This is a genomic window from Neobacillus niacini, from assembly GCF_031457145.1.
GTDB lineage: Bacteria > Bacillota > Bacilli > Bacillales > Cytobacillaceae > Neobacillus > Neobacillus niacini_J.
In genome coordinates this window covers 104,909-126,767 of sequence record NZ_JAVDVZ010000015.1, presented here as the reverse complement: position 1 = coordinate 126,767, position 21,859 = coordinate 104,909, and the positions used below count along the sequence as shown (strand labels likewise).

Here is a 21,859-nt window from a genome sequence, read left to right as displayed (position 1 = left end):
TCATTCCGAGTTTCGATTAATCAGTTATAATTGCGTTTCAGCAATCCTCCTATTTCGTGCTTTAGCACTTATAAGGAAACGTTTCGCACAGTACAATTCTTCACAAACTTTATTTATAGGGCTAAAAATCAATGGATTTTACTTGTAACATTTTGTCATGATTTTCATAGGGAATAACAATACTACCAACAAAACTTGCAGGAGATATTTGTCCAGTAACACTGGCAATAAGTTGCTTACCATTCACTTCCTATTCGCAAACACTTCCAAATCCTATTTTTTCAAATAAGTTTTCAGGTTTGATTTCTAAAGGTGTTATATCAACTTTATATACTTTATCATCAACTCGTACTTCGGCTAAGTTCAGTCGTTAACTTTGTTTTTACGTTTATAATAAAACGTGTTACTACCAAGCTAATTTGTCAAAGAGTTGACGATACCAGCTGTCCTTTTTTTGACGGCATACATGGAAAATAGTTGTCTTAATATCATTTTAGATTATTTGTATGACGGGTTAGAATGGACAGTTTTGTTACTTTTTAAAGTTGACCAATTTTGTATGATTTACTATATGATTTGGAAATTAATAATTGACTTTAATCAAGTTCTTCGTCCTTTAATAATTTTTTCGCATTTTTACCATTAGCAATGATTTTACCCCCAATGTTAAGTTCCTTCACTTCTCCGCCTTCCAATGCGTAACTTGTAACACCATCACCGTGCGTAATAATGTCTCCATTAACGGTCAAACTTTCAATTTTGCCCCCTGATTTAATACTTACGGCATTTGCCGCAAGTTTCATGATTACGCCTTTAACTAGGGAATTGCCAACAGAGCCATAGGTTGCGACATTTTCTTCAATAATCATATTTCCAATGGGCTTACTGACTTGTATTCCAATGGAACCATCCCCATAGGTTGTGATGGATTTAAATTTAATATTTTCTACTGTACCGTCATATTGGTTAAACCCTCTCGCTCCTAATCCATATGTAATAATATCCTGTGCCAAGAAATCTTTTACTGTTCCAAAATTCACAAATCCAATGCCGCTTGGTCCATAAGATATGACCGAACGATGGCTAATCCATTTTTCAACTTTTCCCCATGTATCCAGCACCATGTCATTCACACCGTAAGTCACAATCTCGTCATGATGTTCAACTATTTTTGCTTCCACACCATACACAATGAATACTGCTGCGGTAATAATATCAGCTGTCCCATACGGCAGCATTCCATTTGAATAGACAGCACCTGTAGTTAGTGCTTCTAAATTAACCTTGCCACCTTCATCGCCAAATCCACAAACAAAAATACCTGAGCCAATTACAGGAGCATTTTTAATGCCTATGGAGATGTTTGTTAATTTACAATCAATTTGACTGTTAGGATCTGAATTAAAATTGTATACAGTCATTGCTCCTTGGTACACATTAACGCCATACTTTTGAGGTTGCTCACTGTAATGCCTCGAATCGCAAGAGGTAATATGGATATCGTTTCCATAAAGGTTAATTCTGTCCGTTCCTTGTCTAGAAATAATGGAAACCTGACCTGAAATATGCAAATTTTCAAAGACAAGATTCCCCATATCCGGAATGCCACACACTGTATAAATGGCTCGGTTTGTTTGTTTTGTCATTACAGTTAGGTTTGAGATGGTATTGTTGCGAGTCACTCCAAAACCATCACTATTATTGAAGCTTACTATACATGAATCAATATTTTTTCCAGTTAATTGATAGCCTTCAGGCATAGTGATTGAATGAGGGGAAAGAATGGATCCTTGCACTTCCAAAACTTGTGGCACATTTTCAGAAATAGCATTCAATAGTTCTAATAATGTAGTTATTCTTGTTTTTTTCATTATTAACATTCACCCTTAAGTTTGTTCTACTTATCATAAAGTTATGATGACCAATTTTTAGAGTGGTATCCTTTCTATTAAGATAATTTGCATAAGATTTCATCAATGAACTACCACAATCGGAAGCTTTTTCTTAATTAAAGAGAGCGTTTTTTCTCAATAATTCCCAATGTCCTATCCGATAAAGTTATTCCACTAACCTGCCATGTTAGTGCAACAAGAAAAAGACCGCCACAGCGACCTTGATCTTTAACTCTTGCACCCGATAGTTTAACAAGAGATATTTAAATAAAAATGTAAATTTATTTTATCTTATGTTTGTTTTAGCCTATATCCAACAATAACTTGATATATTCCAAAAAGTAGACATAGAATCACAATAGCTATCCAGTTGTATTCGTGTGGAACAAAAAAATATACGAAGGCTAAAGCAATTAGAAAAACTATATAGCCAATAATGAATGCTTTTTTAAAACTCATAAAATCTCCTCCCACATTCTATAAATGTTCCATTGTATTTAGTCCAATAGCTTTTCAAAAACCATACCATTTACATTATATTCCATTAGTTTAAAAATATTAAAGTAACCTGTTTCTTTACTTGAAGAAGAAAAAGCATTACTGCTGTTCCAGTAATGCACCCGTTAGCACAGGAAGATTTAAAATAAAGTTTTTTGGTTTTATATTTCGCCATTATTAACGGTATTTTTTTGAAACTACAAATTCAGTAATTGGCATAGTTATCCAAGCTAGTCCAATAACAATAACAAGTGGGATATTCCTTATATCATTCATTGCAGTTACTCTTTCCGAAACGACTAAGACGATTATCATCAATAAAAGTAATAGATAATAACTAATTTTTGAACTTAAAAGAGTTATATGTTTCTCTAACTCATCTTTTTCTCCTTCGTGTTTTCCTTCCATTTCACCCCAAGTAATAGATTGGAAGAAAAAACCAATCCCTAAAAATAAAAAGAAGAGTGTAGAAGCGTTAATTATTTCTTTTGTAATCCATTCATATATCCCATAGCCACCAATTGCAGTAATAAGGACTAAAGAACAGATTAAACTAACTTTTTTTACAGTTGTCACTTTTTCTCATTCCTTTCATAATTAAAAACAAATAATTCTTCGATAGGAAGACCTAAAACATAAGATAAATTAAATGCCAATTCTAAACTTGGGTCATATTTATTATTTTCAATGGCATTGATTGTTTGCCTTGTCACATTACACAAATCTCCTAATTTGCCTTGTGAAAAACCGTTCTTTTCTCTGTATTCCTTGATTCTATTTTCCATCACTAAGCCACCTTTAGATTTTGTAAGGTGTAAAACATTCTTTACACCCTGATTATAAAATAAGATAAATGAGGTGTCAAACATACTTTACACTTCATTTATCTTATATGTGCTTACCATTTTTCTTTATTGTACTAAACTGCTCCTTTAGTTGAAGAAAAAAGCGATCCTTCGTTATTGAAGCATCGCACCCTCTAGTTGAAGTGTAATTCTTCACAATCCTGTTGTTGGAAAAAGCGACCTCCATCTTGAAGGATCGCACGATATTTAATAATAATAATCAATAAACCTTTGTGCACAAGGTTGCAAAATAACCTGTTTGAGGACGGAATAGGCAGCCGTCGCCGTTGGAGATCGGGATTGTCACCCCGCTAAAATCTTGCATGCTAGGAAGCCGTAGCCCATCGCTATGGCTTTTTTATTTTCTTTCAAGCTTTTTTTGGTTGTACTTTCTGACTTCCTCATCACCCATTACAAACAAAGTACGTGCATAATAAATTCCCGTTTGGCTTGCCCGTACTGCCACTCAAACGTAGTCTCCTCTATCCTCGTCGTACTATTTTTTTATATACTCGATGGAGTCTTTCCTTGGATGTTTAGCTACATATTCAGGTCAAAGAGGTATTCATTACCCATACAACAGACACGAAATAAACATATACTGAATGATACTTGTGGATCAGATTAGAAAGGAGAAATCAGCTTTGACAAAATATCGGATCATGTCCTTTGATGGAGGCGGCACCTTAGGTGCTTTAAGTTTACAACTTTTGAACAGACTGGCTCAGCAAAACCCAAAATTAATTAGTCGAACCAATGTTTTTTCGGGAAATTCAATCGGTTCATTCACTGCCCTTGCGTTAGCAAGTGGAAGATCACCGAAGGAGACACTCCAGTTTTTTAAGGATAAAATCCTGCCGGCATTCAGCGTTTCCCGACCAGGTGGACCTGTTTTTAACCAGCAATTACCATACTCTGGTTTCATTAAAGCGGTACAAACATTTTTTCCACCAGATCTTCTCCTCAAAGACTTAAAAAGACGAATTGTTGTCCCTGCATTTCATTTATTCTCACCGGAGCTGAATCGTTGGACTCCTGTGTTATTCCACAACTTTCCTGGCTCTCCCTATTTAAATGAGAAAGCGAGTGATGTAATACTACGGAGCAGTGGTGCTCCCGCGACGCAGCGAGCCTATCAAAACTACGTGGATGGGTATACAGTAGCAACTAACCCCAGTACAGCCAGTATCGCGTTTGCAGTGGGGAAAGCCAAACAGCCGTTGGATCAAATTGCGGTATTATCCATTGGAACAGGTGAAGAGCCGACTCGTTTAAGAAGAGATACGAAGGGGTGGGGGATGGTGAGTGCAGATAACATACGCCCCGAAAATATGAAGGACCTTCCCCCAAATTGGGGAGTTCTTTTGGACCGATCGCCCAATGAACCATTACTGCCATTTCTTCAGATTGTCGCTAGTGGATCCGGTTACTATGAATCCATGGTCAGTTCTCAGCTTCTAGGAAATCGTTTTTTTCGGTTAAATCCACGGATTCCTAATTTCTCCAAAACGGACCCTTCTGTGGTTCCCGCTGTCATTTCAATTGCTAATAAAACAAATTTACAACCTGCAGTTCAATTTATAGAGAAAAACTGGAATTAATAAAATTATCCCATAAATCTGATTGAATTTTTTGTTTTTATTGCAAGCATTTGGATTTTTTATAAAAAACAGCCAACCTGGCTGTTTTTATTTATTTATTTATTTATTTATTCAGTTCTTCTTCAACTAAAGCACCCGTTCTTTAAGTACAATGCTTCACAAAGTATGAATAATACTTCTCAAAAATACTATGACCATTCCTCACTCACAGTTGAAGGTTTTCTGGCTATCTTGATAACTACCTCACCAAATTGTTGTTTTCGTTAAACGGAGCATGGGATTCCTTTTATGTAAGTCACCAACTATTTTCCACAAGTTACCCTTCATTTTTCTTCCACTTACTTGAATTATGCAGACTTAAAAGGAATTTCATCATACAATTTGATTAGAAAGTCAATGAGAGGAGGGAATTAAAAGAACATTTACTGACAGACATCGAGAGCTGAGATGATTATACTTTTAGGTGAAAAGAGGTGTCTGAAATTTGAAACTTATTCTTAATATTGACAAAGCACTTAAAGAAACGAGAGTTACCATCGAAGGGCCTGATTTGGATGAAAACATACAGGAACTAATTGACTTCATCTATGGAAGGGAGCAACAATTCCTGATTGGGAAAAAGGGAGAAATGCAACACATTCTCAAACCGGATGACATCCACTATTTTCATCCTGAAAACGATCATATTATCGCCGTAACAGAAACAGATTCTTTTATTTTAAAAGAGAAATTATATGAGCTAGAGGCCATACTCCCTTCTAAAAAATTTATCCGCCTGTCTAAATCGGTTATCGCCAATTTGAATCAATTGAGCCGTTTTGAATCATCATTCAATGGTACACTCTGCGTTTACTTCAAATCAGGAAAGAAAGAATATGTGTCTCGTACCTATGTCCCTACAATTAAAGAAGCTCTAAAATTGAATAGGAGGAAAGTAGAATGAAAACATTTATTGTCCGTAGTTTCAACGGTATTTTCTTCGGAGGCTTTATGGCGGTTTTAATCACTAATTTGAATATCCTTTTCGGCGGCTTCGAAATGATAGATGGACCATTATTTTTGAAAAACTCCATAGGTTCTGTTCTCTGCTTCTGGTTTTTTACAGTCAGTTCTTTGTACTTTGAAAACAGGAATTTGAAACTTTTCCAGCAGACCATTCTTCATTTTTTAACCGTCACGATCCTATACCTCATCTTGGCACTCACGATTGGATGGATTCCATTTAATATCAAAAATATATTGTTAACAATCTTAATTTCCATTGTCGTCTATACAATCTTTTGGGTTGCATTTTATCTTTACTTCAAAAATCAAGCACGTAAATTAAATGATGATTTAAAGAAACTATGAGAATTGATGTTTATGAGGTCGTATCGCTTATGGCGAATAGGAGATAAAGATTGAAATACAAAGTTTAATTTGTCATGAAAAGTATGAAACGACTCGCATTTATGCTCAGTTAAGTTGTTAAGCATAGAAAAGACTTTTACCAGAAGTACTATTAATAATTAAAAGAGCAGCTCCTAAAAATTCGTTGCTCATTTACTTCAAGCTCTCCTTAGTTAAATTCCTTTTAAGGGAAATTTGAATATTACCCTTAAATTTCAGATACAGTAACTCCATCTATCTTTACATCAAATGTTAAAGTAACAGGATTCTCTTGGGATTATGAGGTCCTGTATGCCAATAAGATGAAAAAAATAAAAATTAATAAATGTTTCTTTAGCTACCTCCCTACTTTTAGAGGTAGCCTTTCCACATCTTAACAAAATATGTGTTAGACCAACTAAACTTCCCCTTTACTTCAACAAGAACGGGCACTAATCCTTCTAGGATCAGTAACCAGAATTGCACCCATTTAGTTTAGGTACATTACTTCACAGTCTTTAGTCTTTAGTTTTTAGAGTTAATAATCCTTTTACTTCTTCTCAACATATAATGTTGAGAACTTAACTAAAAGGAGTGAAATCACATGGGATATTTCCCACGCCAGGGGACAATGAGTCCACAATCCCCTCCTCCAACATTCATACCACCAAAACCTTCTGTGTCCTATATCGTTGACTGTCTATATCAAAACACTTATGTATGGCTTATAAATGGCAGTCAATTTTGGTTTTACCCTACTCGTGTGGAATATGGTGAAGTATCTGGATGCATATTCCCAAAAAACCAGCAACTAAAATAAAAGAACCTAAAACAGGAAAACGAATTCCTAAATTTTTGACCGAAATGGAAAATTGAACATTTACGTGAAGCCTGTTGTTCCCCAATGGAAAAGGCTCTGTTTGAATTCATGTTCTCCACTGGATGCCGAATAGGAGAAGTTGTTACCTTAGATAGGGGTAGAATTAATTGGTCGAACCGGTCAGCTGTTATAAGAGGTAAAGGCGATAAGGAACGAGAGGTCTATTTTAATATTCGCTGCGAAATTTTGTTAAAACGATACCTTGATAATCGTGTAGATAGGGATCCCGCTATCTTTGTCACGGAACGCGATCCTCATCGAATGAGCATTGCCACGATGAGATTCATAATTAAGCGGATTTCCAACCGTGCTGGCATTTACAAAGACATTCATCCGCACCAACTCAGGCACAGCTATGCAACCCATATTCAAAGCCTTTTAGGTCATGAAAAAAGTGAAACTACCCGGATTTATGCCCAATTAAGCGGAAGCATCAGACAGGAATTTTATAGGAAGTATTTTTAGCAATAAAAAAGCAATGCAGTCGATGCGTTGCTTTTTTCACTCTTGCACTTAATAGTTTAAATGGAATTCTTCACAATCTTTTTTTACCTTAAAAAATCTAATCCCTTAATGTGTAGGGGCATATCAAAAAGACTCCTTCTTACTAAAGAAAAGCGCGCTTTTCTGAAATAGCGTGAACGAACGATAACTGACTTAAAGACAGCCCCTGCTTATGGATTGAAAAGTAGAAGACCTAAAGTTTAACAACAGTAGTTGAACCAAGCCATTATAATGCACCAATCATCAAAGGATGGTAGTAAATGAAATTGTATCGAGAAATAAATAAAGAGCAAAACCAGTAATAAAGGTTTGCTCTCGGTTGTCCAACACTGAATAATCATTTTCCTAACGACTATAACCTTTTAACGTAATGTTTTTTACTTATTTAGCATAGGGTCTTTTTCCTTCTGAAATAAGGTCATTTATTCTCTCGATTAATTGTGGCAGTTCGCTCATTGATTTGATTGTAAAATCTGCCCCATTTTGTAAAAAGGATTTTTCTGTTTTAGAGATAACTTTCTCTTGATCCTCTTTAGATAGAGCATTAAATTCATCTAAACTTAATCCCATTTCAGAGCTGCCGATAGCGATACCCACTGACCAAACACCTGCATTAACGGCCTCTTTAATATCTGAAGCTGTATCTCCTACTTTTACTACCTTCCATGATGCTGATAATTTTAATGCTTCCATATTTCGATAAATCATATAAGGATAGGGTCTTCCCAAAGAATTTGTTCCATCAGGTGTAATATAAAAATCTGGACCATAGCCTTTTTTCAAAGCATTAGGAACAACAACATCCATCATGGTTTGTGTATATCCCGTTGTTGAACCGATTTTCAATCCTTGACTTCTTAATAATTGCACAGTCTCCACAACCTCTGGAATGGGATCTGTGTACTCGATTAAGGAAGACATGAGTTCTGGTTCAAATTCAGCATATAGATTCTCTACATCCTGTTCATTAAAAGGCCTTTTGTATGTTTCTTCCCATTTTGTCGAGATTCTAGGCATGGTCAGCATCGCGCGAATATGGTCAATTTTCAACATTCCCATTGGTTCTCTCGCTTCTTCCATTATCACTTCAATACCTGCATTTTTAAAAATATCGATAAATACATTTACTGGTGCAAAGCAACCAAAATCAACGGTTGTTCCAGCCCAATCGAAAATTACGCCTTCTACTTTATTCATTTTGTCATCTCTCCCATATATTCTTCAATAATCGTACATAATTCTTCGATGTCTTCTTGATAAATTTCACCGATATTTCCGATACGGAATGTATCCTCATCTGTTAGTTTACCTGGATAGAGGACATAGCCTCTCTCTTTCACAAATGCATAAAATTCATCAAAGTTAAAGCTTTTATTTGGAAAAAGAAAAGCAGTAATGATGGGTGATTGTTTTTCTTCTGAAATATAGGCATGAAATCCTAATTTTTCAAGTCTCTCTCTTAAAATACGATTATTAGTTTGATAGCGTGCAAATCTTGCAGGAATTCCACCTTCCTCATCTAATTCATCAATCGCTTTAGAAAACGCAGCTACTACATGTGTCGGAGAAGTAAAGCGCCATTTTCCGTCCTTGTCCATTTCCTTCCATTGATCAAATAAATCTAAAGACAAACTACGCGCATTTCCTTCACATGCTAACAGCTTCTCTAATCTAGCAATCACAAAAGCAAACCCTGGAACCCCTTGAATACATTTATTTGCACTACTTATTAAATAATCAATCCCTAGATCGGGTACATTGATTTCCATGCCACCAAAACTACTCATAGCATCAATGATTAATGTTTTCCCAAATTCCTTCGATATTTTTGAAATCATATCCATCGGATTTAGTATTCCTGTCGTTGTTTCACAATGAACCATGATAATATGCGTAATGTCTGGGTCTTCTATTAATATGTTCCTGATTTCATCTTCATTTGGATATTCATTGTATGCTACACTATATTCGCAAAATTTTAGTCCGATATATTTGGCCGTTTTTACGATTCGCTCCCCATATGCACCATTCGTTACAATTAAGACTTTATCATGATTCGAAATGGCAGAAGTCATCACGGATTCAACTGCAAACGAGCCACTTCCTTGCATGAGTACAACCGTATAGTCTTCTTTTGAAGCACCTGCAAATTCTAGAAGCTTAGCTCTTATTTTTTGCGTAATGGCTTTATAGTCATTGTCCCAAGTACACCGGTCAAAAAGCATTTCCTCTTTAACAGTGCTTGTCGTGGTCAAAGGTCCAGGTGTTAAAAGTTTGTAATGTTCCATTGTCCTCTATATACTCCTTGTTAAACGTATTTTTATCAGTTTCTAAAAATCTATGATTTAGTTAGAAGATGCTGGGAAGTAACGACTTTTCAAACGGGTTGAAATAATTTCTAATATAAACGCAATAATGAGAATCGCATAAGTAATAAATCCAACCTCACGCAAATCGAAGTAGAAGCTCGATGCCATAAAGAGCTCAAATCCGATTCCGCCTGCTCCAGCCGCTGCACCCATTGCTACGGCTACACCGAAATTAATTTCAAATCGCAGGAAAACCCATGACAGTAAATAGGTAAAAGTAGACGGTAAAACACCACTTTTCACGATATGCCACCAGTTAGCACCAGTTGCTTGCAGCGCCTCAAAGATTCCTTTATCGACTTCTTCAAATGCCTCTGAAAATGCCTTAACTAAATAAGCGATAGAATGAAATAGCATTCCAAGAACCGCTGCTTCACTTCCTAATCCAGCGGCAATCGCAAAGATTAACACCCATAATACTGTTGGAACAGCCCGAGTAATCGCAACAAATATACGAACGATTCTCGATACCCATACAGGAGCTAAATTTGTTGCGGCCATTAAAGAAAGGAAAAAAGCAATAATGGCACCAATTATCGTAGCTAAGAATGCTAAACCAAGTGTAATCCCTACTTGATAAATGGCTTCTCCCAAATTGAAATGATTTATTGCCGGCTCGAGAAACATAACTTTCAAGTTATTAGCTGTTTCAGTAATAGCTGAACTTAACTCTAGCCCTGCATAGTTAAAAAATATAAAGGCTACTATCGTCAAAACCGTCAAGAGAATCAATGTCCAGCTTACGACTTGATCCACTTTGTTACCTGATTTTATATTAATACGGCCATCTTTCCTTCTTCTAATATAGGTTGCTTCCATTATAGAATCACCTTCCGGATATAATTTGAAATAAGATCCACAATAATAACGGTAATGACAATACATAATGTCACAAGTGCAACGGCATTATAATTTAACATCTTATAATACATATCAAAGGTATATCCAATTCCTGTTCCTGTTAGGATTCCTACTAATGTAGCATTTCTAATATTGGTTTCCACCATAAACAATACCCAGCTGATCATCTGTGGCAAGCATTGTGGAATAACAGCCTTGCCCACAATTTGGAAATAGGTTGCCCCTGTTGCCGTTAATGCTTCAACAGAACTTTGGCTCGCTTCATCAATCGATTCAATAAATGCCCTTGTTAAAAAACCTACCGTCCCAACAAAGAGAGCGAGAAAGCCTGTTACGGAATTTTGCCCAAAAGAAATGAGCAAAACCAACGACCATGCTACAACTGGAATATTTCTTGATACAGAAGCAATAAAACGAGCAAATACACTTAAAAAGTTATTCACCTTTGTTGTTTTTGATCCAAATACCCCTAAGAAAAGAGAAACAACAGCCGCTATAGTTGTTGCCGCAATAGACATAAAGAAGGTTTCAGCTAATTTTCCCAGGATCTTTGGCAACCTTTCAAACGACTCCTGCGTCACCATTAAATTAGTAAAAATCCAGCCTAAAGCTTCAGGAATTGTCGCCATTCCCTCTATAAAGTTAAATGTTGTAATCGCTGATGATAAATAGGTAAGTACGATGATAATGAGAAGAAAGACTACTGACTGCCATCTGCTTTTGCGCATCGATTTTTCATTCACGGTTATTTCTCCTTACGCTGTTATTAAATCCTTCGTTTCGGTCCCATAAATTTTGTGAATTTGTTCTTCAGAAAGCTCATGGCTGTTTCCATAAAATACAACTTCCCCTTTATTCAACCCAATAATACGATCTGAATAGTGTTGCGCTACTTCCACTTGGTGTAAATTCACTAAACATGTAATGCCCATTTCCGTACTAATCGATTTTAAATGGTCCATGATCACCTTAGAAGAATTCGGATCAAGTGAAGCAATCGGTTCATCACAAAGAACCAATTTCGGTTCTTGAATAAGCGCTCGGCATATCCCTACACGTTGCTGCTGACCACCGCTTAATTGGTCGCATCGCTTATAAGCATGTTCATGAATTCCTAGTTTCTCTAGTAGGTAAAAGGCACGTTCTTTTTCCCCTTCTGTATATTTGCCTAGAAGTCCCTGCAGCGTTGTTTTATAACCATACCGGCCATGCAGCACATTCTCAATTACCGTCAATCGCGGTACGAGATTATAGTGCTGAAACACCATCCCAATATTCGTTCGCAATTGACGTAATTCTTTTTTATTTAAACTTCCAACATCTTGATTGTTAAAAATAATCTTTCCTTCATTAAATTCAACCATTCGATTCATACAACGAAGCATGGTTGATTTACCAGCACCTGACGGACCAATGATGGAAACAAATTCTCCTGCTTTTATTTCAAAATTAATATTCTTTAATATTTTTTTGTCTGATGTATATGATTTTCCAAGTCCTTCTACCTTTAACAAAGACATACGAATTGACTCCTTTTTGGCTTAATTAGCAAGTAAGAGTGTGCATAACGAATATATTCATATGCACACTCTTCTTCCTATTCATTCTTCCCAATGATGAATAGTGTATTATTTTGAAAGTTCACGGATTGGATCATACCATTTATCTTCTACTGCAACTAATCTTTCTTGACCTTCTTTAGTGAATAAAGCTGTCTGTCCTGAATCTTTTGCAGTAAAGATTTTTTCGTTATTTGCCATTTCATCAGAAGTTAAGAGTTTTTGGATTTTATCAAAATCCTCTTGACCGATGACGTCCTTATTTACTACAAATGGTTCATTCAATACCGGCGTTACGCTCATTAATGTAAATTCTTTGCCTTGAACGGTATTAAAAGGCTCTGCTGCACCATCTTTAACACGATAAACAGCACCAACTGTATTTTCATCCCCGTCAGCAATCTCCACATAATCATCTACACATGTATCACAGAATGCTGCAACATCTGCATTACCTGATAATAAATTTACAGCGGAACCCTGGTGAGAGTTGCCAAATAATACTTGAGAGAATAGTGGGCCGCCTTCCATTAAATCTTCTAGTGTTAAATTTGCATATTTATCCTGTTTTGAAAAATGAGCGATAATATTTGCAGATGGTACTTTAAATCCTGAAGTGGAGCTATTTGATACGAATGAAAACTTTGTATTTGCGATTGTATCAAGTGAAAATTTCCCATTCTTTTTATACTTACCTTGTTCATCCACATTAACTGCTAACCAGCTATGGTATTTAGCATCATCCAACGTACCGGATTTACCAGTTTTAACTGCTATTGTTTGAATCGCATCATTTCTATTTTTTGCTTCGATATAAGCTTGTGAGCCCGTGAATGCAAGGTCAGCTTTGTTATTCACTAATGTTTCAATTGCGATGGCATAGTCTGTTGTTAATTGATGCTCAACTTTTTTACCTGTCGCCTCTGAAATAAGCCTGCCAATTTCTTCACGAGATGCTTTCATATTTTCACCGGACTCGTTCGGATACCAAACCATTTTAATCACATCATCCACTTTTGCATTGCCGCCGTTATTAGTTTTTGCAGTATCTCCATTACCTCCGCTACATGCCGTTAACAAAACAGTGAATAATAAAATCATTAAAAACAATAATTTAGTCTTCATTTTTTTCTCCCCTTTTCATTAATAAATAGATAGTAGAATCTGTGTGACATCTTCCTTCGTTAAAGCAACCGGATTATTATCCATCCGCCCTTTGGTAAAGGCATTTGCAGCAATCGTTTCGATGATTTCTACATTGGCATTGTAATCTCTAAGCCTGCTTGAGAAACCGGATAATTGATGGAAATGCTCGATTAACTCTTGAATTTCGTCGCAGCTGCTTACACCAAATGCTTGGAGCAGCTTGTCGTTCTCAATAATAGAGTCAAAATTCATTTCCATGACTTTAGCCAACGTGATGCTTGCCGCGATACCGTGTACCATTCCGAGTTCTAATGTGAGAGGATACGAAATGGAATGGCATGCCGTTGTCCTTGTATTGCTAAAAGCAAGTCCTGCATATAAGCTTCCTAAAGCAATTTCTTTTCTTAATGAAATGTCATTCGGCTGATTTAATACCTTTTCAAAATTATTGACAATCCGATGGATTGCTTCTAATGAATAGATTCTTGAAATTTCATTTGAGCTTTTTGACCAGTAAGCCTCAGTTGCATGACATAAAGCATCTAAAGCGGTTGAAGCCGTTAAGCTCTTCGGTAATGATGCTGTCAGTGGCGGGTCAATGATGGCTGTATGTGCATATAACTTTTCACAATCAACTGACAATTTCACTCCGTTAGCGCGATCCCAAATGGTTGCCCAGCAGGTAACTTCAGAACCCGTACCTGAAGTTGTAGAAATTCCAATCCATGGTACGTTGTTTTGGTTCTCTATATAAAGCTTTTGTTGAATCACAGAACGTAAAGCTGCTGTAGATTCTATTTCCATATTCTTTAATGCAGCTAATGATTTTGAAAGATCAAGAACACTGCCGCCGCCAATTCCTACTATGCATTGATAATCAAAGTTTTCAATTTGCTTATAGTAATGAAACAGGTCTTCAACATCAGGATTGGAAATATTCACTTCTACTTGTTTGACTTCAAACCCTTCTAGACTCTTAAAGAGGGTATATCCCGCCTCGGATTCTGAAAAATCACCTCCTCGATGTAAAAGTACAATATTTCTAAGTTGAGGATTGATTGTATTTAATACACTCCCGATAACATCTATAGGAGCTATTTTTATTTTGACTGGATTGTAGAAATTTCCCATCATGTCATCTCCTTTCATGTTGCTTTGCTTCGTAATGCAAGATTAATCCGTTTTTTGCTGTTTTGCAATTGGTTTTACACTTTAATTACATAACATTTGCATTATTTTCATAAAATATATATAAACTTTACTTTACAAAATGCTTTTCTTTGCTTTATTTTGCTTTTTTTTAATATATGTTATGATATTTATACTAGTTTACTAAAGGAATAGGAGAGGGCTGTATAATGTTACAAGAGCAAAGACATCAAATGATTGGATCATTTTTAAAACAGCAAAAAGCTGTAAAGGCTTCTGAGCTTGCTACTTTATTGGATGTCTCCATTGATACAGTACGAAGGGATTTAGAGGTTCTTGAGAAACAAGGAATCGTAAAACGAGTTCACGGCGGGGCTATCTTAATCAAAAATAATGATAATGTACTAAACAAACTTTTTAATGAAAGAGAAGCCAAAAATCTAGAAAAAAAACAAGAAGTTGCCTCATTAGCAATTGAATTAATTGAAGAAGGACAGGCAATTGCTCTAAACGGCGGGACAACGACAATCGAAATTGCGAAAGTACTTGTTGAGAAGTTTAAGAGATTAACCATTATTACAAATGATCTTCGTATTTTATCTATTCTTGGAGAGAATAAAAATTTCAATGTAATCCTCACCGGCGGCTTTTTTAACCCAGAGGAATATACTTTATATGGGAAACAATGTGAAGAAGTCCTTTCTAATTTCAACATTGATATTGCTTTTATCACGGTAAATGCATTATCGCTTGATTACGGTTTAACGGATTTTAGAATGCATGAAGTAGGCGTTATTCAAACCATTATTTCACGAACAAAATATAAAGTAGTCGTTGCTGATTCATCAAAGTTTGAGACATCTTCTTACATCAATATTTGTCCACTAAAGGATATTGACCTTATTGTTACTGATAGCTCACTACCATCTAATATGGTAGAGGAATATAGTAAACATGATATTCGGATTCTTTTTCCACACTAATCAGCAATTGATTAGAAATGGCCACTAGTATCACCAATGAAAGCAGCCGAGCGCGCACGACAAGTTCTGATATAAACGCTTTATAGTAAAAGACAGAACTTGTCACGTGTGCCCGATTATTGAACAAACAGTAGTAACTTACATGTATATTAATCACCAAATGCAAAAATTAGTTCTAAATCGCAACCTAATTCTCTATCTACAGTAGTAATACCTTTTCCTTTCCCGATAAGCCTTTTTATACATAATTATTTTGAAAACAATCAGTACACTAACCTTCTTTTTCGTACAAAATTTTTACAATATTAGATCATATTATATCCATTTGTTATCTAAGGTTTTCCTCAACAATATGGGCCCGATTGCTGAATAAAGATCAATCTGTACTCTTTCACTAACCTGCCCCTTTACTTCAACAAGAACGGGCACTAATCCTTCTAGGATCAGTAACCAGAATTGCACCCATTTAGTTTAAGTACATTACTTCACAGTCTTTAGTCTTTAGTTTCCTTTTACTTCTTCTCAACATATAATGTTGAGAACTTAACTAAAAGGAGTGAAATCACATGGGATATTTCCCACGCCAGGGGACAATGAGTCCACAATCCCCTCCTCCAACATTCATACCACCAAAACCTTCCGTGTCCTATATCGTTGACTGTCTATATCAAAACACTTATGTATGGCTTATAAATGGCAGTCAATTTTGGTTTTACCCTACTCGTGTGGAATATGGTGAAGTATCTGGATATAGATGGAACGGTGCTTTCTGGCAATTCTATGGAATTGACCCAAGACTTATAGATGCTGTTGCCTGTTATCCTACTCCTACGCTTTACTAAAATCCAAAGAGCCTTATGGTAATTAAAAACCACAAGGCTCTTTCCTTTGTAATTGGCATATATTAAATACACATTTCCTTGATATAATCCATTCTAAGTAGTATTAAATATTTCACTAACCTGCTTCATTACTTTAAGTGAAATATTTCACAATATCTATCTACATACACATTCAGTCTACAACCATTCTGTGCATGTATGAGTATCAAATAACTCTTTTCAGCTCAACAATAGTAGAAGGATTTTTAAAGCAATAAAAAATTTCAGCAAAACAACAATCAGGAACCTATATGGAATTTTCGATAGAAATGTTTGAGGCAAGTATGGATAGTTTATATCAAGTTCCGTTAATGATTAAAAAAGATATTTTATATTATGTAGAAAATCAATTGAAAGATAATGACCCAGAATTTGTTGTTGATGAATTAAAGAATGATGCTGCAAATCAAATAATATTTTCTCCATTAGATAAGGAAGATGTCTTAATTTCTTATTATCAAAATAATGAAACTTGGGTCGTTACTATTTTTAATAAATATCTAGAAAATTGCGGATATGAAAAAGAAGAAGATGCATTTAATCGTATTCAAAATGTTGTACAATTTAAAGATATTCGTGCAATGAAAATGTATATATCTTTATTAAATGTAATTTCTCATTGTAGTTCTGGATTTTATTATATATTATCTGAATAATAGAAAAAATATAATTTATGTAAAAAACTCCTTGTTGTTATCAAACAGAAATATTAGTTACATCTATTCATAAATGTGTTTGAATTATAAAAAGTTGTTATTTTTTAAAAATCCCATCCACCGTTTGTTATAAGATGGGTTATTTTTCTACAATTCTACCCCTAATATTTAGTTCTTTCTAATTCTTCCACTAAACTGCTTTGATAGTCCAATAAGAAAAAGCTGCCGCAGCAACCAATCCTCTTAAATTCAAGCACCCAATTAATTGAATTACACAAAAAAAGATTGACAATTTTAGCCACTCTAAAATGTTTATTCAAAGGTAATTAGGAGAATTTGTGATTATGTGATACACTTTGTTCACCATTTGATTTACTGTTTACATGTGCCCTACTCATTCGTGAGTAGGGTTCCTTGCATTTAAGATAAATAAAAAACAGACTCTATAAAGAGCCTGCTTGAGTTTGGTTTTATTATTAAGCTTTACGCACGTTAGCTGCTTGAGCTCCACGTTGACCTTGCTCAACGTCAAAAGTAACTGCTTGACCTTCGTCTAAAGATTTGAAACCTTCGCCTTGGATAGCTGAGAAATGAACGAATACATCTTCTCCGCCTTCACGCTCGATAAATCCGAAACCTTTTTCTGCGTTAAACCATTTTACTTTACCTTGTTCCATTTTGTTTCCTCCTGCTGTGTGCATTGCACACAATGTGTTACTATCCTTGCACTCAGTGATCATCAAGACGAAAAGTTAATCTTAGACTATCCTTTACACCGAACAAAAATAATTCTTCTAAAGTGTAACATTCTTCAAAGGTATTTGCAAGAAGACTTAAACACAACCCTTTTTGCCACTCTTGAATTTTTATATCTGGTTTTCGATTCTTAAGTTGTTCTTATCTTATACAAACAAGAATCTTTTTAATGTTTGTTTCCTTTGCCTCTATTTGCACGCGTGAAATGAACAAAGCAGCATGAGACATACATATTAGAGTAAACTAGGAAATCTTACTTCTATAATAAATTCCATTTTTCTTCTTTTATTTGAATATTTCACCTGATTACATTCCTTTCAAAAACAAGAATAAGAAGAGGCTAAGGACACAAACTATGCTAAAAAGGAGAGTGTTTATCATGGATGAAAAGGGATTAAAACAGAACGCTAGTAATACTTTACGTACAAATAAACAGAAAACTTCAGATACAATAGCAAGCATTGATGAGTTGAAAAAAGAGCATGAACCAGAGTATGTCTTTTTATATTGGGATGAATTGAGATAAATATCTTAAGAAGAGGAAATGGATATTGGATAGAATAATACAAAATAAAGCAATTCTCCTTATTGGAATTGCTTTTAATCTGTGATCTCTATCCTTAACTCTCGCATCTCGTTATTTTAAATACAAATTCATCAACTGCCTTATACCATGTCTGTTTATTGTTTTATTGGTTTTTCGAAGATTAATTCAAAATATGTCCCTACTGCAACTCCAGAAGTTGCAAAGTCAGGTGAGAAAATTCGAACAAATCTCCACCCCTCATTTGCATGATTTTTAATTACTTCTCGATAGTCTTCATTAGGTTTACCAGAAAATTTTTTAAACTCTATTTTTATAAACTTGTATTCATACATTTAATTTCTCCTCCAATTGATTATAGGGTGGAAATAGAATAAGGATGTTTTTTTTTTTAACTATTTGTACGATTTCAATTGGAAATAGTTTCAATTTGAAACAATTATATTAACCTGCCTGTTAACTTATTAAGCTCCACAAAAAGAGCGTTAATCCTTCTTGGATCAAAAACACCCTTAGTTTAAGAACCTATGTTTATTCATCTCAATCAATTCCTTCTTCGACTAATCTTCCTCATTCGTACAACAAGCAAAAAGATGGCCGCAGCGATCTCCATCATTAATTCTTGCACCGTTAGTTTAACAAAGAAATCAAAAAAAGATTTGTGTTCAATTAACAACACGCTTTATATATAATAATGTGTAAGAATCACATATTCAAACCTTATCAAAAGCGGAAAGGAGATACTAAAATGGAAAACTTTTATATGTTTGTCCTTATGTGTATTTTTTTTATCATTTTTCCTGGTCCCGATACTGCAATAGCTACAAAAAATACTGTCACCGCTGGGAAAGTCGGAGGTCTTAAAACAGTTTTAGGTATTTGTTGTGCCCTTCTTATCCATACTTCTGCTGCTGTATTAGGACTTTCAGCCATCATTGTGAAATCAGCGTTATTATTTTCTGTCTTTAAATATGTGGGTGCTGTTTACTTAATTTATCTGGGTGTTAAGACATTATGGACTTTAAAGAAAAAGGAAGTAGCAGCAAGCGTAGAGATGAATACAAAAAAAAGCAAGATGGTAAGCACCTCTTGTTTTAAACAAGGTTTCCTTACAAATCTCCTGAATCCCAAAGTTGCTATTCTTTTCTTAACCTTTTTCCCTCAATTCGTTGACCCTGGGAGCAATACTTTTTTACCGTTTGTGATAATGGGTACCACTTATACTGTAATGACTGCTATATGGTCTTTCCTTTATGTCTATTTAATTAATCATATTAGTGCTTTTATGAAAAAACCTAAAACACAAAATATTATTGAAGGTATCACCGGGACAATACTAATAGGTTTTGGTATTAACTTATTTCTTGAAAAGACTCATAATTAGATTATCTGATGTATTAAATAAGATCCTTGATTTTCATAGGTAACGGGTTTACTTTAGAGGTGCAAACATTGTAAAACACATAGGAAAACGCACTTGAATTCACAGTATAATTCACGGTGCGTTTTTTATTGATTTACCAACATTTTCGCGAACTTTATTCCTTATTGTGTCCTAATTCACATAGTAAATCACAGGGGATGAAATAATTATTGAGGGTGTGTGAATTCCTTGTGATTTAGTGAGTGGATTAAGTTGCATTTACGAAGGTTATTAGATATTAATGCTAAAATGATATTATGGATATTGAAGAGTTTGTGAAATGATGTACTTACGCTAACGGAGCAGGTTAGCATTCCTGTAGAGCGTTAAATATCAGGTTTGAAAAAAATAAAGCCCCTCAGTAAGATATGAGTATAGACACCACTCTAACTCAGACTCTTAAGGAGGAAGCCCTACTATGAATTTTAAAATGCAAGACAAACAAAATCAACTAATAGAAAGAATTTCCGATACACATCTTATTGTTGGTGTAGACATTGCTCAACAATTTCACGTTGCACGAGCTGTAAACTTCCGTGGAATTGTAGTCGGAGATCCCCTTACATTTGAAAATAATGAAGATGGGTTTGTTAAACTGCAAAATTGGATTGAAAAGTTAAAAGGACTAATAAATCTAGATTCCACAATAGTAGGTATGGAACCTACTGGCCACTACTGGAAAAACCTATCTAACTGGCTTGTTAAACAAAAAATTGAGGTAGTAACAGTCAATCCCCACCTAGTAAAGAGAAACAAGGAGAATCGTGATAACACTCAGTCAAAGAGTGATAAAAAAGATGCACTCGTTATCGCTGATATGGTGAAAAACGGCTATTATTCCTTTGTTCGCCCTTCATCTGAATCCTTTGAGAAACTTAGAGTTTTAATTTCTAATCGTGACGTGATTGTTAAACGTCTCGTAAGCTCTACCAATCAGATCCATAGATGGGTAGATATTGTGTTTCCAGAGCTTAGACAAGTATTTAAAGATGTTACTTGTAAAGGGGCAATTGCAACCCTCCGATTGTTTCCTACTCCTAATGAAATAGCTTCTTTTGAGCCTTTAGATGTCATGAGGGGATGGAAGTCTTTAATGCAGCGACAACCAGGACCCAAAAAGGCTCAATTACTAATCAATCTAGCAAAATCCTCGATTGGAACTGGACGAGCACTGGACGCTTATAAGTTCCATTTAGAACAATTACTGGAGGAGTATGACCTCGCCATAAAACAACTCGAAAGAGTTGAACAACAAGTTAAAGAAGTTCTCAATAAAATACCATTTGCAATGAAGCTGCTTATGATTAAAGGTATAAGTGAAATTTCACTAGCTGGCATTTTAGGAGAGGCTGGAGATCTAAGTGGGTTTTCTCATGGGAATTCCCTATTACGCCATGCAGGACTCCATTTAGCTGAAGCGAGCTCAGGAAAATGGAAAGGGCAGATTGTTCTCTCAAAACGAGGAAGGTCTAGACTACGGCGTTTCCTCTACCTAGCAACCATGAGCCTTGTGATGAATAACCCTGAGTTTAAAGCTATCCATGCATATAATGTAAAGGTCAAGAAGATGAAGAAAATGAAGTCTATCATGAAGTTGGTCGGAAAATTAGCAAGAATTTTTGTAGGTATAGCTAAGAAAAACGAATCTTACTGTGCAAATAAATTACAAGAAACAATCCCATTAGCAGCATAGAAACAGTATGACTAAAAGTCTTATAGTTAAATAGTTATCTTAGATTTTTGAATGTTGTCTTATTCGTAGGATTTCAAATATGCACGGAGTACCAGGTTTCTTAAACAAAAGGGCACTGTGACCCATCAGGTTAGCATAACTGGCCTCCACCCCTTGGATAGGCATGACGAAGGAATGAGAGGGCAATTGACCCGTTGAGACATGGGAGGGAAAGCCTCCAGGGGCGGCGTGGAGATGTGCATTATATGGTA

General features: G+C 35.3%; 22 protein-coding genes and 1 pseudogene. 10 read left to right on the top strand and 13 right to left on the bottom strand.

Features of this window, described 5'->3' with window-relative positions:
- Positions 1-121 precede the first annotated feature (121 nt).
- The 4 genes from J2Y03_RS24690 to J2Y03_RS24675 all read right to left on the bottom strand — a co-directional run bounded on the left by J2Y03_RS24690 (position 122) and on the right by J2Y03_RS24675 (position 3,175).
- Positions 122-247, bottom strand: coding sequence for a hypothetical protein (locus J2Y03_RS24690; RefSeq protein ID WP_310199429.1), 126 nt, complete (start codon positions 245-247; stop codon positions 122-124).
- 349 nt (positions 248-596) lie between these two features.
- A complete protein-coding gene (locus tag J2Y03_RS24685; protein ID WP_310199428.1) occupies positions 597-1,871 on the bottom strand; it encodes a hypothetical protein in 1,275 nt (424 codons plus the stop codon).
- A gap of 696 nt (positions 1,872-2,567) precedes the next feature.
- The gene (locus J2Y03_RS24680; protein ID WP_310199426.1) at positions 2,568-2,966 is read right to left on the bottom strand and encodes a hypothetical protein; all 399 of its coding nucleotides are present in this window, start codon (positions 2,964-2,966) and stop codon (positions 2,568-2,570) included.
- Positions 2,963-3,175 carry a helix-turn-helix transcriptional regulator gene (locus J2Y03_RS24675; protein ID WP_310199424.1) on the bottom strand — a complete coding sequence of 71 codons (213 nt, stop codon included), beginning with the start codon at positions 3,173-3,175 and terminating at the stop codon, positions 2,963-2,965. The genes J2Y03_RS24680 and J2Y03_RS24675 overlap by 4 nt, the downstream gene beginning before the upstream one ends.
- Before the next feature lie 704 nt (positions 3,176-3,879).
- On the opposite strand from J2Y03_RS24675, the gene J2Y03_RS24670 reads away from it, so the two are divergent.
- The 4 genes and pseudogenes from J2Y03_RS24670 to J2Y03_RS24655 all read left to right on the top strand — a co-directional run.
- On the top strand, positions 3,880-4,836 hold the full coding sequence (locus tag J2Y03_RS24670; RefSeq protein WP_310199422.1) for a patatin-like phospholipase family protein: 957 nt from the start codon (positions 3,880-3,882) through the stop codon (positions 4,834-4,836).
- A 484-nt stretch (positions 4,837-5,320) separates the two neighbouring features.
- A complete protein-coding gene (locus tag J2Y03_RS24665; RefSeq protein WP_310199420.1) occupies positions 5,321-5,779 on the top strand; it encodes a LytTR family DNA-binding domain-containing protein in 459 nt (152 codons plus the stop codon).
- Positions 5,776-6,186, top strand: a complete 411-nt coding sequence (locus J2Y03_RS24660) for a DUF3021 domain-containing protein (protein WP_310199419.1) — start codon at positions 5,776-5,778, stop codon at positions 6,184-6,186. Before J2Y03_RS24665 ends, J2Y03_RS24660 begins: the two co-directional genes overlap by 4 nt.
- A gap of 807 nt (positions 6,187-6,993) precedes the next feature.
- A pseudogene (locus J2Y03_RS24655) lies at positions 6,994-7,549 on the top strand (tyrosine-type recombinase/integrase); the annotation flags it as partial.
- Between the two features lie 420 nt (positions 7,550-7,969).
- On the opposite strand, the gene phnX reads toward J2Y03_RS24655, so the two are convergent.
- The 7 genes from phnX to J2Y03_RS24620 form a co-directional block, all read right to left on the bottom strand.
- Entirely contained in the window at positions 7,970-8,785 is an 816-nt protein-coding gene (phnX, locus tag J2Y03_RS24650) for a phosphonoacetaldehyde hydrolase (RefSeq protein WP_310199417.1), read from the bottom strand.
- Positions 8,782-9,876 carry a 2-aminoethylphosphonate--pyruvate transaminase gene (phnW, locus tag J2Y03_RS24645; protein ID WP_310199415.1) on the bottom strand — a complete coding sequence of 365 codons (1,095 nt, stop codon included), beginning with the start codon at positions 9,874-9,876 and terminating at the stop codon, positions 8,782-8,784. Before phnW ends, phnX begins: the two co-directional genes overlap by 4 nt.
- Before the next feature lie 57 nt (positions 9,877-9,933).
- Complete coding sequence (locus J2Y03_RS24640) at positions 9,934-10,776, bottom strand: ABC transporter permease subunit (protein ID WP_310199414.1); 843 nt, start codon at positions 10,774-10,776, stop codon at positions 9,934-9,936.
- Positions 10,776-11,561 (bottom strand): phosphonate ABC transporter, permease protein PhnE, encoded by a 786-nt coding sequence (phnE, locus tag J2Y03_RS24635; RefSeq protein WP_310199413.1) that lies wholly within the window; start codon positions 11,559-11,561, stop codon positions 10,776-10,778. The genes J2Y03_RS24640 and phnE overlap by 1 nt, the downstream gene beginning before the upstream one ends.
- 12 nt (positions 11,562-11,573) lie before the next feature.
- Positions 11,574-12,338: a phosphonate ABC transporter ATP-binding protein gene (gene phnC, locus J2Y03_RS24630; protein WP_310199410.1), complete on the bottom strand. Its 765-nt coding sequence runs from the start codon at positions 12,336-12,338 to the stop codon at positions 11,574-11,576.
- A 108-nt stretch (positions 12,339-12,446) separates the two neighbouring features.
- Entirely contained in the window at positions 12,447-13,502 is a 1,056-nt protein-coding gene (locus J2Y03_RS24625) for a PhnD/SsuA/transferrin family substrate-binding protein (RefSeq protein ID WP_310199407.1), read from the bottom strand.
- 18 nt (positions 13,503-13,520) lie between these two features.
- Positions 13,521-14,654, bottom strand: coding sequence for a phosphonoacetaldehyde reductase (locus J2Y03_RS24620; protein WP_310199405.1), 1,134 nt, complete (start codon positions 14,652-14,654; stop codon positions 13,521-13,523).
- A gap of 227 nt (positions 14,655-14,881) precedes the next feature.
- On the opposite strand from J2Y03_RS24620, the gene J2Y03_RS24615 reads away from it, so the two are divergent.
- The 3 genes from J2Y03_RS24615 to J2Y03_RS24605 all read left to right on the top strand — a co-directional run bounded on the left by J2Y03_RS24615 (position 14,882) and on the right by J2Y03_RS24605 (position 17,192).
- Positions 14,882-15,655, top strand: a complete 774-nt coding sequence (locus J2Y03_RS24615) for a DeoR/GlpR family DNA-binding transcription regulator (protein ID WP_310199403.1) — start codon at positions 14,882-14,884, stop codon at positions 15,653-15,655.
- 566 nt (positions 15,656-16,221) lie between these two features.
- Positions 16,222-16,497: a transporter gene (locus J2Y03_RS24610; RefSeq protein ID WP_201784898.1), complete on the top strand. Its 276-nt coding sequence runs from the start codon at positions 16,222-16,224 to the stop codon at positions 16,495-16,497.
- A 350-nt stretch (positions 16,498-16,847) separates the two neighbouring features.
- Positions 16,848-17,192 carry a hypothetical protein gene (locus J2Y03_RS24605; RefSeq protein WP_310199401.1) on the top strand — a complete coding sequence of 115 codons (345 nt, stop codon included), beginning with the start codon at positions 16,848-16,850 and terminating at the stop codon, positions 17,190-17,192.
- Between the two features lie 476 nt (positions 17,193-17,668).
- Here the strand turns inward: J2Y03_RS24605 and J2Y03_RS24600 are convergent, their stop codons facing one another.
- A complete protein-coding gene (locus J2Y03_RS24600) occupies positions 17,669-17,869 on the bottom strand; it encodes a cold-shock protein (protein WP_027322891.1) in 201 nt (66 codons plus the stop codon).
- Between the two features lie 458 nt (positions 17,870-18,327).
- Here J2Y03_RS24600 and J2Y03_RS24595 point away from each other — a divergent pair, with 458 nt between their 5' ends.
- A complete protein-coding gene (locus J2Y03_RS24595; protein ID WP_310199397.1) occupies positions 18,328-18,474 on the top strand; it encodes a hypothetical protein in 147 nt (48 codons plus the stop codon).
- A 155-nt stretch (positions 18,475-18,629) separates the two neighbouring features.
- On the opposite strand, the gene J2Y03_RS24590 is transcribed toward J2Y03_RS24595, so the two are convergent.
- The gene (locus J2Y03_RS24590) at positions 18,630-18,827 is read right to left on the bottom strand and encodes a DUF4177 domain-containing protein (protein ID WP_310199395.1); all 198 of its coding nucleotides are present in this window, start codon (positions 18,825-18,827) and stop codon (positions 18,630-18,632) included.
- 413 nt (positions 18,828-19,240) lie between these two features.
- Here J2Y03_RS24590 and J2Y03_RS24585 point away from each other — a divergent pair, with 413 nt between their 5' ends.
- Positions 19,241-19,876: a LysE family translocator gene (locus J2Y03_RS24585; RefSeq protein WP_310199393.1), complete on the top strand. Its 636-nt coding sequence runs from the start codon at positions 19,241-19,243 to the stop codon at positions 19,874-19,876.
- Positions 19,877-20,333: 457 nt separating this feature from the next.
- Positions 20,334-21,608: an IS110 family RNA-guided transposase gene (locus J2Y03_RS24580; protein WP_310199391.1), complete on the top strand. Its 1,275-nt coding sequence runs from the start codon at positions 20,334-20,336 to the stop codon at positions 21,606-21,608.
- The last annotated feature ends 251 nt before the right edge of the window (positions 21,609-21,859 follow it).

Coding starts and splice junctions, on each gene's coding strand:
- J2Y03_RS24685 (WP_310199428.1), bottom strand. CDS start 1,871: ATGAAAAAAACAAGAATAACTACATTATTAGAACTATTGAATGCTATT.
- J2Y03_RS24675 (WP_310199424.1), bottom strand. CDS start 3,175: ATGGAAAATAGAATCAAGGAATACAGAGAAAAGAACGGTTTTTCACAA.
- J2Y03_RS24660 (WP_310199419.1), top strand. CDS start 5,776: ATGAAAACATTTATTGTCCGTAGTTTCAACGGTATTTTCTTCGGAGGC.
- phnX (WP_310199417.1), bottom strand. CDS start 8,785: ATGAATAAAGTAGAAGGCGTAATTTTCGATTGGGCTGGAACAACCGTT.
- phnW (WP_310199415.1), bottom strand. CDS start 9,876: ATGGAACATTACAAACTTTTAACACCTGGACCTTTGACCACGACAAGC.
- J2Y03_RS24640 (WP_310199414.1), bottom strand. CDS start 10,776: ATGGAAGCAACCTATATTAGAAGAAGGAAAGATGGCCGTATTAATATA.
- phnC (WP_310199410.1), bottom strand. CDS start 12,338: ATGTCTTTGTTAAAGGTAGAAGGACTTGGAAAATCATATACATCAGAC.
- J2Y03_RS24625 (WP_310199407.1), bottom strand. CDS start 13,502: ATGAAGACTAAATTATTGTTTTTAATGATTTTATTATTCACTGTTTTG.
- J2Y03_RS24620 (WP_310199405.1), bottom strand. CDS start 14,654: ATGGGAAATTTCTACAATCCAGTCAAAATAAAAATAGCTCCTATAGAT.
- J2Y03_RS24615 (WP_310199403.1), top strand. CDS start 14,882: ATGTTACAAGAGCAAAGACATCAAATGATTGGATCATTTTTAAAACAG.
- J2Y03_RS24610 (WP_201784898.1), top strand. CDS start 16,222: ATGGGATATTTCCCACGCCAGGGGACAATGAGTCCACAATCCCCTCCT.
- J2Y03_RS24605 (WP_310199401.1), top strand. CDS start 16,848: ATGATTAAAAAAGATATTTTATATTATGTAGAAAATCAATTGAAAGAT.
- J2Y03_RS24600 (WP_027322891.1), bottom strand. CDS start 17,869: ATGGAACAAGGTAAAGTAAAATGGTTTAACGCAGAAAAAGGTTTCGGA.
- J2Y03_RS24595 (WP_310199397.1), top strand. CDS start 18,328: ATGGATGAAAAGGGATTAAAACAGAACGCTAGTAATACTTTACGTACA.
- J2Y03_RS24590 (WP_310199395.1), bottom strand. CDS start 18,827: ATGTATGAATACAAGTTTATAAAAATAGAGTTTAAAAAATTTTCTGGT.
- J2Y03_RS24585 (WP_310199393.1), top strand. CDS start 19,241: ATGGAAAACTTTTATATGTTTGTCCTTATGTGTATTTTTTTTATCATT.
- J2Y03_RS24580 (WP_310199391.1), top strand. CDS start 20,334: ATGAATTTTAAAATGCAAGACAAACAAAATCAACTAATAGAAAGAATT.